The 13,759-nt window shown below is 32.4% G+C and carries 12 protein-coding genes; 7 read left to right on the plus strand and 5 right to left on the minus strand.

Annotated features, from left to right (window positions below):
• Positions 1-471: 471 nt before the first annotated feature.
• Positions 472-2,241, minus strand: a complete 1,770-nt coding sequence (locus CVD18_RS18350) for an ABC transporter ATP-binding protein (protein WP_103866970.1) — start codon at positions 2,239-2,241, stop codon at positions 472-474.
• 3 nt (positions 2,242-2,244) lie between these two features.
• Complete coding sequence (truA, locus tag CVD18_RS18355; protein WP_103866972.1) at positions 2,245-2,988, minus strand: tRNA pseudouridine(38-40) synthase TruA; 744 nt, start codon at positions 2,986-2,988, stop codon at positions 2,245-2,247.
• Positions 2,989-3,233: 245 nt separating this feature from the next.
• Here truA and CVD18_RS18360 point away from each other — a divergent pair, with 245 nt between their 5' ends.
• Positions 3,234-3,728: a metallophosphoesterase gene (locus CVD18_RS18360; RefSeq protein WP_103866974.1), complete on the plus strand. Its 495-nt coding sequence runs from the start codon at positions 3,234-3,236 to the stop codon at positions 3,726-3,728.
• 6 nt (positions 3,729-3,734) lie between these two features.
• Here CVD18_RS18360 and CVD18_RS18365 read toward each other — a convergent pair whose 3' ends face one another.
• The 3 genes from CVD18_RS18365 to CVD18_RS18375 form a co-directional block, all read right to left on the minus strand.
• Positions 3,735-6,023 (minus strand): hypothetical protein, encoded by a 2,289-nt coding sequence (locus CVD18_RS18365; RefSeq protein ID WP_103866976.1) that lies wholly within the window; start codon positions 6,021-6,023, stop codon positions 3,735-3,737.
• The gene (locus CVD18_RS18370; RefSeq protein ID WP_103866977.1) at positions 6,024-7,067 is read right to left on the minus strand and encodes a hypothetical protein; all 1,044 of its coding nucleotides are present in this window, start codon (positions 7,065-7,067) and stop codon (positions 6,024-6,026) included.
• 123 nt (positions 7,068-7,190) lie between these two features.
• The gene (locus tag CVD18_RS18375) at positions 7,191-7,598 is read right to left on the minus strand and encodes a DUF4293 domain-containing protein (protein ID WP_103866978.1); all 408 of its coding nucleotides are present in this window, start codon (positions 7,596-7,598) and stop codon (positions 7,191-7,193) included.
• 193 nt (positions 7,599-7,791) lie between these two features.
• On the opposite strand from CVD18_RS18375, the gene rho reads away from it, so the two are divergent.
• The 6 genes from rho to CVD18_RS18405 all read left to right on the plus strand — a co-directional run bounded on the left by rho (position 7,792) and on the right by CVD18_RS18405 (position 13,658).
• Positions 7,792-9,477 (plus strand): transcription termination factor Rho, encoded by a 1,686-nt coding sequence (gene rho, locus CVD18_RS18380; RefSeq protein WP_103866979.1) that lies wholly within the window; start codon positions 7,792-7,794, stop codon positions 9,475-9,477.
• A 167-nt stretch (positions 9,478-9,644) separates the two neighbouring features.
• Positions 9,645-10,316, plus strand: a complete 672-nt coding sequence (msrA, locus tag CVD18_RS18385) for a peptide-methionine (S)-S-oxide reductase MsrA (protein ID WP_103866980.1) — start codon at positions 9,645-9,647, stop codon at positions 10,314-10,316.
• Between the two features lie 564 nt (positions 10,317-10,880).
• Positions 10,881-12,038 (plus strand): SH3 domain-containing protein, encoded by a 1,158-nt coding sequence (locus tag CVD18_RS18390; RefSeq protein ID WP_103866981.1) that lies wholly within the window; start codon positions 10,881-10,883, stop codon positions 12,036-12,038.
• A 568-nt stretch (positions 12,039-12,606) separates the two neighbouring features.
• Positions 12,607-12,834: a helix-turn-helix domain-containing protein gene (locus CVD18_RS23535; RefSeq protein WP_103866982.1), complete on the plus strand. Its 228-nt coding sequence runs from the start codon at positions 12,607-12,609 to the stop codon at positions 12,832-12,834.
• Positions 12,770-13,102, plus strand: a complete 333-nt coding sequence (locus CVD18_RS18400) for a winged helix-turn-helix domain-containing protein (RefSeq protein WP_103866983.1) — start codon at positions 12,770-12,772, stop codon at positions 13,100-13,102. Before CVD18_RS23535 ends, CVD18_RS18400 begins: the two co-directional genes overlap by 65 nt.
• On the plus strand, positions 13,065-13,658 hold the full coding sequence (locus tag CVD18_RS18405) for an IS630 family transposase (protein ID WP_233194587.1): 594 nt from the start codon (positions 13,065-13,067) through the stop codon (positions 13,656-13,658). Before CVD18_RS18400 ends, CVD18_RS18405 begins: the two co-directional genes overlap by 38 nt.
• Positions 13,659-13,759: the final 101 nt, after the last annotated feature.

Here is a 13,759-nt window from a genome sequence, read left to right on the forward strand (position 1 = left end):
ATTGCGTTCACTTCGAATCAAACTTGGATGAATTTTAAAAATATAGCACTAGATCATATGTATTTTAGAACTTAGCCAAAATTTATTGATTATTCCAATATTGGCATTATTATCAAGATTGGTTTTTATCAATTACAAAAAATACAATCTAACAGAACATTTAGTTTTTTATCTATATGCCTATTCTCACATAGTAAGTGTAATGGCTCTTTTTCTATTACCAATAACTTTTGCTTCAGATAATATTTTTGTTATCATATTCGCTCAATTTGCGATATACATCTTCTATGCTGCATATGTTTTAAAAAGATTATTTACGATCAGTCTACAAAAAATAATAATCAAAACATTGCTTTTTATTTTTTTATGGTGGGATTTCTTATTTCATCATAGCGATATTGACCTTCTTATTAACGATCATTACTGGTGTAGACATAAATTCTTTTATAAGCACTCATTAAACCCTCTAAGTCACTCTGTAGTAGTAGCCTTGGAAAACTGCACTTCATATAACCCTTTGTAATATCCGTTTTCTACCTTAAGTAATTCGTTATGATTACCTTTTTCTACAATTTCCCCTTGATCCATCACAATAATTTGATCAGCATTCTTAATAGTAGCCAATCGATGTGCAATAATAATTGACGTTCTTCCTTTAGTAATTTTATCTGTAGCATCCTGAATCAACTGTTCACTATACGAATCTACAGATGATGTCGCCTCATCTAGAATCAAAATACCTGGGTTTGCAACATATACCCGTAAAAAAGAAAGTAATTGCCGTTGCCCTGATGATAACATTGCTCCTCTTTCTTTTACATTATATTGATACCCCCCTGGCAAAGTCATTATAAAATCATGGATTCCGATTTCTTTTGCCGCTTGATATACTTGTTCTTCAGAAACACCAGAATTATTCAATGTAATATTATTAAAAATAGTATCTGCAAACAAGAATACATCCTGAAGTACTACAGCAATATGATTTCTTAGTGATGACAACTCAATAGTTTTAATATCGATATCATCAATAGAAATAACTCCACTATCTATCTCATAAAACCTATTGAGTAAATTAATAATAGTAGATTTCCCTGCTCCTGTCGCCCCAACGATAGCGATAGTTTCTCCAGTTTTAACATGAAGAGAAACTCCTCTTAACACTTCTTCACCTTCTATATAACTAAATCGTACATTATCAAAATCAATTTTTCCACTTACATCTTCTATCTTTTTATCTCCTTTATTTACTATTTTGGAATCGATATCAAGAATAGCAAACACACGATTGGCGGCTACCATCCCCATTTGTAAAGTGTTGAACTTATCTGCAATTTGACGTAGTGGTCTAAATAAAATTTGAGACAACTGTATAAACTCTATGACAAGCCCTAGTGTTATCCCATCCAATTGTGCCGCTTTAAGTCCTCCAAACCAAACTATCAGCCCAATTGTAATTGAGCTAGACATCTCTGCGATAGGAAAGAAAATAGAGTTATACCAAACTGTTTTTACCCAAGCTTTTTTATGCTTCTCATTAATCTCTTTAAAATTAGCATACTCAATTTCTTCTCTAGTAAATAGTTGAACGATCTTCATCCCTGTAATTCGTTCCTGCACAAATGAATTCAAGTTAGACACCTGTGTTCTTACCTCTTCAAAAGCTACTTTCATTTTCTTTTGAAAAACTCTCGTAGCATATACCACTAGAGGCAATACAACAAAAACCAACAATGCAAGCTGCCAACTCTGATATATCATATAACATAAAACTGCTAGCATTTTAAGCAAATCACTAATAATAATAAACAATCCTTGGCTAAAAATACTGGCGATAGTTTCTATATCACTCACAGCTCTGGTAACTAAACGTCCCACAGAGGATTGATCATAATATTGCTTTTTAAAACCTAGCATATGTGTAAACAACTTGACTCTGATATCACGAATAACTTGTTGTCCTAACCAATTGGCAAAGTAGATAAATAAGAACTGTGTTATCACATCTAGCAATAATACACACAGCATCAAACTCACAAAATTAACCAACAGCTCTCCATCTTTAGGGATAATAGTTCTATCTATGGTTTGCTTAAGAAGATGCGGGTTTACAATAGATAAAAAAGCTAATAAAATAGCTGAAAAACCTACAAAATAAAAAGTCAACCTATAAGGGTTGGTATATGTAATTAATCTTTTGAAAAGTTTAAAATCAAAGGCTTTTCCGTTTTTTTCTGCCATTTATTATATATATATATATTGGGGATACATCACAGCTGTCAAGTACAAACCATGCGCAGGAACAGAATACCCAGCTTGACTTCGGTTTTCACTCTTAATAATAGCTACTAAATCCTCTATATTTAATTTATGTTCTCCAATTTCAACAAGTGTTCCAACGATCGCTCTAACCATGTTTCTTAAAAAACGATTGGCCGAAATTTTAAATACTAATTGATCCTCTTTATATTCCCAAACAGCATTTGTAATATTGCAATTATACGTTTTTACATCCGTTTTAGACTTACTAAAGCATTTAAAGTTAGTATAATTTAACAGTAATTTAGCAGCCTTATTCATAGCTTCTACATCTAATGTTTTTTTCACATAGTACGATTTATCAATCCTAAAAGGGTCTTTTACTGTTGTAATATAGTACTCATAAGATCTGCTAATCGCATAAAAACGTGCATGAGCATTCTCATGAACTCTACTCACATTTTGTATCGCTATCTGAGGCGGTAAAATAGAATTAAGTTTATACCTTAATTGTTCTGATTCTAACTCAAATTCATAATCAAAATGAGCCATAATTTGTTTTGCATGCACCCCAGTATCCGTTCTTCCTGCTCCTACAATTGTAACTTTATTTCTTAAAATAGTAGATAATGAATCTTCTAGTACCTCTTGTACCGAAATTGCATTTGGCTGTCGTTGCCATCCATGATAAGGAGTCCCATTGTATGAAAGTTCTAAAAAATATCTCACTTACTAAATCTCTTAATGCTTATTTATTATAAAGTAACTACCAAACAACCTCTTTACTTACGCCCTTCATACCTCTTTCTGAAATACACATAGCTATTTTTGGTATTTTCATACACCTTTATCTGAAATCAATACCCTATTTTTGTAAAAAAAGTAAACGCAAATATACTTTATAAAATAGAGATAGAAGTTATGGTTTGTTTTCTGTTTTCTATCACTCTATAACTCAACTTTATTATTCTAGTTTGAAAAAAATACTTTTACTTAGCGACACTCACAGTTATATAGATGATCGAATTCTACATTATGCCAAAGAAGCTGATGAAATTTGGCATGCAGGAGATATTGGAGATTTACAGGTGACTGATGCTCTTGAAAAACTGAATCCAATCAGAGTAGTCTACGGCAATATTGATGATGATAAAGCCAGAGCTACATTTCCTCTACATCAACGATTTGTTTGCGAGGGAGTCTCTGTATGGATTACCCATATCGGAGGATATCCTCCTAAATACAATGTAAACACTAGAGATGAGATCAAATCAAACCCTCCACAATTATTTATCTGTGGTCACTCTCATATTCTCAAAGTAATTCCTGATAAAAAAAACGGAGTATTACACATGAACCCTGGAGCAGCAGGTAAACACGGCTTTCACAAAGTAAGAACGATGCTTAGGTTTACTCTCGATACTGGGAAAATTGAAAACCTTGAAGTGATCGAGCTGGGAAAAAAGTAAGTGGGTTTAATTGATATAATACCTATAATAAGCACACTCTTGTATAACCTCACTCATAAATTGAGTTTTTGAATATTCTTGCAATAGTGTTTTAAAATACCCTAAATGCTCTTCACACAACTCAAATTTATAGTTCCCATAATTTCCAGTAATATCATAACATGGGTTAACCTTAGCCAACATAAATAATGTTTTGGCTTTGATTTCTTTATTCGTACTTGTCTGTAATGCTTTTTTATAATAAAAATCAGCATGCTGTACAGCTTGATAATTTGCTAAATCTTTGAGAGTAGGATCATTATAATCTAACTCATACCGGTCATCATTATAAAAATAGTTAAGAGCATAAGGAAACCAACCTCTTTCACTTAGATTATACCATGCATTGCCCAACATATAATAATACTCCCCAGCCTTATCTGGGTAATCATTTGCCAATTTTTCTATTTTAAGTAACATTTTTGCTAGTGCCAGTTTATCATCCTTATGATATTCATCTACAATCTCATTTCCTGAAAACAAGTCTTTATACTGTGCATGTATTTGATCTGATTGTATACTAAAATCTCTATCAAAGTATTCTCGTATAGCTCCAGAAAAAATTGCTCCTCTTATACCTTTACCGTAATATAGACTTGTTTTTTTTATAGATTCATATTGCTCAATTGCTTCAGGTAATCTATTTGATCTAAAAAAGAAAGTTCCTCGCATCTCATTAATATAACTCTGCGGGTCTGCAGGCAATACTGTCAACAGATATTTCTCAAAAGATGTTTTATCAGAGATATCCAAAAACTGCTGAAAAGCATTTATTGCTATTTCAGACAAATGATCTCTTTTTTCTATATCTCCTTGTGTCATCAAAACACCTAAGATTGTATTTTGATTTGTGTAATATGCTTTTGCAACTCTATTTATAAAAAAATCATAACATTGCTTATTCAAATGAGAATTATGCTGACTTTCCTGATATAAAGAATCTAATTCTTTTCTATCAATTGTCGCATCTATTTTTAAAACCTTTGAAACAAATAACAATTGTTGTGCTTGAGAGAAATACTCAGAACTTTTAGGGATTTCTTGCAGAACAGCACTTCCTTCACCAGTTTTACCTTCATATATTTTCACAAAACCTAAAAATATTTGCCATAACTCTTTATTCTTTACAGCATGAGTTCCTGATTGCTTCTCTACTATTCCTTCTAATTTATTTATAAATTTAGCATCATATTCTGTAGTAGCATAAAAACTATATTGATGCTCACTAGTAATAGACAAAACCTCAAAGAGATCATGCTGTAATTGCTCTATTACTCGCATAACAATCACTTCTAAATAAGGAGAATTAGGGTTGGTTTTTATCAAATTTTCAGCTTCAGCAAGATCATTATCTCCTCCATAAAACACATTAAAAAAACGAAACATCTCGCTATCTCTATCATGTGCATTATCTATAAGGTTTCTAGAGTCTGCATTTGTTAATTGCATCAACATCCTAAGACTCAATGAGCAATACTCTCTTCTATCTGGCAATTCGCGATAGACTTTTGCAAAAGAAGTAGCACTTTCTTTTATTTGCTTAAGATTATACAATACTCCCGCTTTTTGCTCTAATGAACGATAAAAAATATAACGAGAAGATGCATCATATGACAAATAAGAATCAAAAGCATTTAGTGCATCTTGATTCCGCCCTAAATAATGACATAACCGTATAATTTGAAAGGCAAATCGGTTTTTTACAAAAGAATCATTTTTCTTTTTATACAACTCCAAAGCTTCTTCCAACAACTCTTCTTTATTAAAAGATACAGGGTTCTCATCCTCACCTTGATACCATGAATTGTAATTTGAAGAGCCTGATTGAATATTTTCTGTTTTTTTTGCAAAAAGCAAATACCGCAAGAAGCTTTCTTTCTTCTTCTGGCTTAACAAGCTCAAATTAGCATCATATGTTTTATCCTTATGCTCAACAACCTTAACTATTTGATCAATTGTAGACTTATTTATTATAGCAATAAGCTCTTTAATACTAAAAGCATTTTCTAAATAAGCTCTCCATTCTATAATATTATCATTCTCTCCTTTCTTATCTCTATCTTGACAAAAATGATCTTCTGGGCAATACAAAAATGAAGATAACGATGGGTCTGTGAGTAAATACTTATCTACAATCTGGTAATATTCATCTGCATAATACCACTCTCCCCCTCCACAAAACACTGGACCCCTCATTGCATTAGAACTAAAAGCACAGGCTAATACAAGTAGCCAAGAAACAAAAAAACTTTTCATTTAGTTTATTATTTTTTGTAGAGTTTTACCTCCCAAATTCTTACTAAGACTAGAATTTATATGATAATAAATCACTGTATAATCAGATCTTGATGACAACTTTCTAATTTGTTTTACCAATAAAATCAATTCTTTTTCTGTAGGTTGCTCTAACCGTACTTTATCTCCTAATGACAAAAAGGTCGATTTGAGAGTGGTCGTCTTTTTTACCTCATAATACTCATCCTTATACTCAAAATCTTCACCCAAATCCTTTTTTGTTACGTCATTAATCAATCCCAAAAAAGAATTATTTCTAAACACAACACCCCATGAAAAAGTAGGTAAGGCTACATCATACTGTAAAGGATACTCGGTCAATTTACCTGTATATTTTGTCACTTCACTAAGAGATAGTAGAGAATTTTCTTCCTTTATATCAAAAACACGCCCTGTATTATAAAACATAATCACTCCTTTATCTACAGGAGGAATTCCTGTTTTGTTTTTATATTTTATCTGATGTAGTCTTAGCGTAGCAGAAATTAAAGGTTTTTCAAGTTCCTTATAGGAATCCAACTCCTTTATTTGATTTAAAAAATTGAAATATCCTTTTTGTGTATTTTGTGTCCAATCACAATCAAACTGTATTTCTTTAATCAAAAAATCGTTTTTCAAATTTGAATCATACAACCTCTTTATCTTTTCCAATACCTGATAGCTCAATTTTGCAACATCATCAGAAGCCTCCAGTTTCTCAAACACCTCATTAGTGATATACACCACAGGAACAATCTCTTTTATTAAGGTTGTATCTATTTTATGAAACTGAATAGTGGCTTTGGGATATGCTTCATTTTCTGATGCTACCCACGAAACATCAAAAAACTTACAATATAATTTTCTAGCTTCTACCTCTTTAAACAACAAAGCTTCTTCATCAGTAAGATCAAGATTTGTTTTCCAGTGATAGAAACTGATATCATTGGCAGGAGAATTGCATGACACCCACATCTGTATTATTAACAATAGTAAGATACCTCCTATATATTTTCTTCTTAGCATATCATATTTGTATCTATAGCAAATTACCTCTTTTTCAAATTTATATCCAAAATCATTTCATAAAAAAACCCAGAGTTGGCATACTCTGGGTTTTAACGCACTAATACTACTAAGATTTTAGGTTTATCGCAATCGATCTACAGATTTTACGAGATCTTCATCCTTTTTAATAGCCTTATTGGCCATCACTAATAAAACGATAGAAATAATAGGTATGAACTTCCCAATACCCTTCATAGGATCAGATCCTCCAGGTAACGTTAGTGACCAATAAACAAATACTCCTAGTAAAATAAAGTTTAATAAGATATTGATACGCCCCAATACAAATTGAAGCTTTCTGTTTCTAAATAAAAAAATCGAAATAAAAGACAAGACCGCTGACCCTATAAATAGTGCCAAAAGAAATGGATTACCTATCGCAAAAAGCTCTAATCCATTTTGATCTAATCCATATGGTAAATACGCCCAAAGACCTCCTGAAATTATGGTAGCCAACAAAAGGTATATAGTTTGAATTCTTTGTAACATTAATTTTCTTCTTACTGAAAAGCAAAAATAAGAGTTTCTTTTTATAATTGTGTATATAATTAAAAATAAAGTCGTATACTTGCATCTCAAAATATGTAACCTTCTCAAATAGAGGTTACTTACCTTCAAAAATAAAATTTTCCTAGAATTCTTCTTTAGAAAATTTAAATCTAAAATTATATAACACATTTAAATGTTAGAAATTTCTGAACTAAAAGCAAAAAAGCTTCCTGAATTGCAAGAAATTGCAAAAAACCTTAACGTACCTAAATTTCGTACCTTAAAAAAACTAGATCTAGTATACCAAATATTAGATTATCAGGCAACGAACCCTAGCAAAGTAAAACAAGTGATTACTGAGGAACCTTCAGAAAAAAAAGATTCTGAAAAGCCTAAACCCAGCGCTAGACAAAGAAGACCTCGCACACGCAAGTCTGAAAACACTGAAAACACTGAAAGCACTGAAAGCACTGAAAGCACAACACCTAGAGAGGTAAAACCAACAAAGGAGCATAAGGTTAAAGAAGAAACAACCCCAGCTACAACTACTTCTCAAAAAGCTACTCCTCAGAAAACTATTGTCAAAGACAATGACAAAAGCGAAAAAAGCAGACCGCAACAAAACAGAGAAGACAAAAAAGAAAATCGAAACAGAGGTAATGACAACAAACCTCAACAAAACAAAACCCGAAGTAATAATAACAACAAAAAAGAAAACGGGAATCGCGATAATAGAAATCGCTATAAAGAACCCGATTTTGAATTTGATGCAATTATAGAAAGTGAAGGAGTACTTGATATTATGCAGGATGGATACGGGTTTTTGAGATCAAGTGACTACAACTACCTATCATCTCCAGATGATATCTATGTATCACAATCTCAAATAAGACTTTTTGGACTCAAAACAGGAGACACTGTATTAGGACAAGTACGCCCCCCTAAAGAAGGAGAAAAATACTTCCCTCTTATCAAAGTGAACAAAATTAACGGTCTTGATCCGCAAGTAGTTCGAGATAGAGTTTCTTTTGAGCACCTTACCCCTCTATTTCCTCAAGAAAAATTTAATCTGGCAGAAAGACAAAGTACGATCTCTACACGAATCATGGATCTTTTTGCTCCGATAGGAAAAGGACAACGTGGTATGATTGTATCACAGCCAAAGACAGGTAAGACCATGCTACTCAAAGATGTTGCCAATGCTATTGCGGCCAATCATCCAGAAGTATACCAAATGATCTTACTTATAGATGAAAGGCCAGAAGAAGTTACAGACATGCAACGTAACGTAAAAGGAGAAGTCGTTGCTTCTACTTTTGATAAAGAAGCCAATGAGCATGTTAAAGTGGCTAATATTGTACTTGAAAAAGCAAAGAGATTAGTAGAATGTGGTCATGATGTTGTAATATTATTAGACTCTATCACCAGACTTGCTCGTGCATATAATACAGTACAACCAGCTAGTGGTAAAATACTAAGTGGTGGTGTTGACGCCAATGCCTTGCATAAACCAAAACGTTTCTTTGGAGCTGCACGTAATATAGAAAATGGAGGCTCATTAACTATTATCGCAACAGCATTAACAGAAACAGGCTCTAAAATGGACGAAGTGATTTTTGAAGAGTTTAAAGGAACTGGTAATATGGAACTACAATTAGATCGTAAAATCTCTAACCGTAGAATATTCCCTGCTATTGACCTTACATCATCAAGTACTCGTCGAGATGATATCTTACTAGATGAAACAACCATCCAAAGGATGTGGGTAATGCGTAAATACCTTGCAGATATGAATCCTGTTGAAGCAATGGAGTTTATTAATGACCGTTTCAAACAAACAAGAAATAATGATGAGTTTCTTATCTCTATGAACGGGTAAGGACACACCATATATAAATACTATAAAAGACGGCTATCGTAATTGATAGCCGTCTTTTATATTTTATCTATTCTTTAAGAATACCCCTTCTCCTTAACTTTATTTTTTAATCAACCATTTGAAAGTTTTACACCTAGAGACTGACCAATCATTAAAACCACATTATCATGAAAAATATACCATATATATTATGCATCCTTGCAATCACATTATCAAGCTGTAAAGGCAATGGCCAATCAAAAAACGACCAAAAAGAAATCACATCAACACAAAATACAACTCCTGTTCGGGTTGAACCCAAAGACGGCCTAGAGAGTGCTTATTTTGCAAGCGGATGTTTCTGGTGCGTAGAAGCAATTTACGAAAGCGTACATGGTGTAAAAGAATCTATATCAGGCTACTCAGGGGGACATACCAAAAACCCTACTTATGAATCTAGCAATACAGGACGAACAGGTCATGCAGAAGTTGTAGAGATAATTTATGACCCAAAAACGGTAACTTTCTCAACATTAGTCGATGTATATTTTGGATCTCAAAACCCAACTCAAATTAACGGGCAAGGCCCAGATCACGGGCCCCAATATCGATCAATTATTTTTTATCAAAATGAAGAACAAAAAAAGATAATCACCAAAAAAAAGGAAGTTCTAAAAAAACAATTTAAAAGAAGAATCGCAGCTGAAGTAGTACCATTTCAAAAATTCTGGAAAGGTGAAGCATATCATCAAGATTATGAAAAAAGGAATCCTAATAACCCATACATAAGAAATGTATCTATTCCGAGATTGAAGAAATTTCAGACAAAACACCCTAATCTTATAAAAAGCAAACACTAAACAAATAACTCATTTTCTTTTATTGTTTTTCTTTAAACCAAGAATACAGATACACAAACCAAGAAAACAGAATTTGCACACTGCTTTATAATAGAGTTTGGCCACTTTTCACAAGACCGACAAAAAGAAAAAATATTAATATCAAATCGGCTATACTGCTTAAAAAAATCGTTGAAAAACACAATTTGAACAAAAAAAAATGTTATTTTTATGTAAATAAAATGAAAACTAGTTGTGTTTTTCATATTAAAACATTACTTTTGATTCTGATTTAATAGTTTTCTTTTCAGTATTTTAATAGTAAATATTGAAGTTTTACTAAAACAAAAAAGCACTAATAACCTGAAAAACAACTATTTAAACCAAAAATTGTTCTTTAAAAAAATGATTATTTATACGTCTTATAACAAGATATATTAAAGCAAAAAAATAAGAGTTAATTAACTTTGGCATTTTTTTGAAGTTCAATTATTGACGGTAAATTATGTTTTTTTAAAAAATTTTAGAAAACAGTAATATAAAAATTTGAAAATTATAACCCAATCTACTTAAAAAACAAGCAATATGAAGTCTATTTTTACATTTATTCTGCTTTTGGTGATTACTTTTTCGTCTGCTCATGCGCAGGATGGGCAATACTTAATGTCTTCTGGTAAACTAGAAGTAAGAAGTGGTCCTGGTCTACAGTTTAATACTATTGCCGAAGTTCCTCAAGGAACTCAGGTATACGTTATGAGTTCTAGCTATGGAGACTGGAGTGCAATACAATTCAAAAAAATGAATGGTTTTGTACTTAGTAAATTACTAACGGAAGATAGCCGAATAGCAGACGCGGAAAGAGCCGCACAAGAAGCAGCTGCAAAAAGAGAAGCAGCAAAACATGCAGCAGCACAAGCTATTGCTAAAGCTGAAGAAGCAAAAAGAGCTGCTGAAGAAGCAGCAAGAAGAGCAATCGCAAATGCCGAACGTTTAAAAAGAGATGCAGAAGCATCTGCAGCAAAAGCTATTGCCGATGCAGAAGCAGCATCTAGATCTAAAGACGCTGCAGCAAGAAGAGCTCTTGCTGACACCGAAGAAACAAGAAAAGCTGTAGAAGAAGCTAACAAAAGAGCCGCAAGAGGATCTAATGTAGCCTCTAACCCTATCGAATCTACAACTCCATCATACGGATCTAGTAGCAGTTCTTCTAACAATACCGCTAAACCAGCTTCTATCGAAGTATCTAGAGAAAATAAATATTCTAGCTGGGAGAAAAAGACATATAAATCTGGTGCTACTCCAAAATCATTTAATTTCAAAGGAAAGTTTGACTACAAGTTAGACAACTACCTAAAAATTAAAGTAGGAAAAAATACTGAAGTAGTTGTTAAGATGTACAAAATGGGTAAAACCAAATCTGATGATGAGTTAGTTCGTATTACATACATCAACTCAAATACGACTCAATTTATAAGAAATGTTCCTGAAGGAGAATATTTCCTTAAAATCGCTTATGGTAGAGACTGGAAAGAAACTACTAAAAACGGTAAGAAATACGGAACTTTTACTCAAAACGCATTATATGAAGAGAGTAAACAAATCCTAGATTTTAACACTGTTAAAACATCTAAAGGTATTAATGTTCCTTCTTATAACTTAGCACTTGACCTTCTTACTAACGGAAGTGGATATAGTACTGGTAATAAAGAAGAGAATATATCTGCAGAAGATTTTAACAACTAAAATTTAAAACAATACAATACATTTTATAATCACCAAAATATAAATGTAACAAATAAACGCCAGGGCTTATACTATATGAGTTCTGGCGTTTATTTTATTACCTCTTCTCTATCTAAATCATTTTAGCTCCACCTTCCTCCCTAGTTAATAATAAAAGCTACTACTTATAACATTACAACTTTTACAGAGTAACCCACTATTGGCTTAACAATATACCCCCAATCAAAATCATCAAATAAATAGTTCAAATACTTAAAAGCAAATTCAGCTAAAAGATTGTTTTTCAAATTTCGAGACAAAATCCTACAATGTAGAACCTATCTATCTACACAGAGCAACCTGCACTCTATCTCTATTATTTTATCTAATACAATTTCCTCATAATACCTACACGTCTCCTACTAACAAATAGCCTGAAAATCACTTATTATAAATTGAGTATTAAAATCACACCTATACTAGTTCCTTTTTCTACACTTTGTTATCTCAATAATATCAAATTTCACACACAAAATCTTCTTATACCATTTCTTTTTTGAATTTTCTCAAATAAGTTGTATTTTTAGGTATGGCCAAACATATCAATCTCACAGTTAGTGAAAGTATTAAAGAGCTGAAGTCTTCCCTATCCAAACAGCCTACCATTTTAAAGCGTAGCCGTGTAAAAGCTCTATTATTAATTAAAGAAGGAAAAGTTGTCTATACCCGTGACATTTCTAAGAAGTTAAAATATGATCGTAGAACGGTCTATAACTGGCTTAAGACCTATGAATCTCAAGGGTTGGTTGGATTCTAGTGGAGGCAATAACACTCCAGTGCTATCCTCTGAGATTAAGCAGGGTATTAAGGAAAAGCTTTCTCAACCCGATACCAACATTACTAGCTATGTTGAATTATTAAATTGGGTAAGGTCTACTTATGGAGAGGAGGTAAAATACAAGACTCTTTACACACATTGTCGTAATCATCTGAAAAGCCGGCTAAAAGTTGCCAGAAAATCACACCACAAAAAAGATCCGCAGGCTATTGAAGCCTTTAAAAAAACTACCCAATACGCTCGATGAAATTAGAACCAGTCTTGATAAAAATAAATACACTAGTGTGAACCTTTATTTTCAGGACGAATCCCGTTTTGGACTAATGACCAAACAAAAACGTGTGTTAATATCTAAAGGTATTCAACCTGTATGCAACTATCAACACAGTTATAAGTGGCTTTGGTTATGGGGATGTTTTTCCCCAATAACAGGAGATACATTTTATTGGGAAACTCCTTTGGTATCAAATGATATTTTCGAAAAATTCCTTGAAGATTTTTCTAAACAAAACCCCAAAGAACTTAAAATAATAATCATGGATAATGCAGGGTTCCATGCTTGTCAGAATATTCAAATCCCTGAAAATGTAAAGCTCATAAGAATACCACCATATACCCCTGAGCTTAACCCTGCTGAAAAAGTATGGCAATGGATGAAAGATAGAACAGCAATGAAAATGTTCACTTCAACTCAACAATTACAACAAAAGATAACCCAATTAGTACATCAGCTTAATCCTGAACTAATAAAATCAATTACAGCATACGATATCTATACAAAATTATTTTATGAGAAATTTTAAATCCGAAATGGTATTATAGATTTATGACAGTATCCATAATTTTGTGTAAACAAAATTTCAGCGGGTTTAACTTTTTATAGTTGGACCCGTTTTTCAAATAT

The sequence above is a fragment of the Aquimarina sp. I32.4 genome (assembly GCF_002924285.1).
GTDB lineage: Bacteria > Bacteroidota > Bacteroidia > Flavobacteriales > Flavobacteriaceae > Aquimarina.

What these genes read in the sequence shown, in the direction of transcription:
- CVD18_RS18350 (WP_103866970.1), bottom strand. Translation starts at nt 2,241, where the DNA reads ATGGCAGAAAAAAACGGAAAAGCCTTTGATTTTAAACTTTTCAAAAGA.
- CVD18_RS18365 (WP_103866976.1), bottom strand. Translation starts at nt 6,023, where the DNA reads ATGAAAAGTTTTTTTGTTTCTTGGCTACTTGTATTAGCCTGTGCTTTT.
- CVD18_RS18370 (WP_103866977.1), bottom strand. Translation starts at nt 7,067, where the DNA reads ATGCTAAGAAGAAAATATATAGGAGGTATCTTACTATTGTTAATAATA.
- CVD18_RS18375 (WP_103866978.1), bottom strand. Translation starts at nt 7,598, where the DNA reads ATGTTACAAAGAATTCAAACTATATACCTTTTGTTGGCTACCATAATT.
- rho (WP_103866979.1), top strand. Translation starts at nt 7,792, where the DNA reads ATGTTAGAAATTTCTGAACTAAAAGCAAAAAAGCTTCCTGAATTGCAA.
- msrA (WP_103866980.1), top strand. Translation starts at nt 9,645, where the DNA reads ATGAAAAATATACCATATATATTATGCATCCTTGCAATCACATTATCA.
- CVD18_RS18390 (WP_103866981.1), top strand. Translation starts at nt 10,881, where the DNA reads ATGAAGTCTATTTTTACATTTATTCTGCTTTTGGTGATTACTTTTTCG.
- CVD18_RS23535 (WP_103866982.1), top strand. Translation starts at nt 12,607, where the DNA reads ATGGCCAAACATATCAATCTCACAGTTAGTGAAAGTATTAAAGAGCTG.
- CVD18_RS18400 (WP_103866983.1), top strand. Translation starts at nt 12,770, where the DNA reads ATGATCGTAGAACGGTCTATAACTGGCTTAAGACCTATGAATCTCAAG.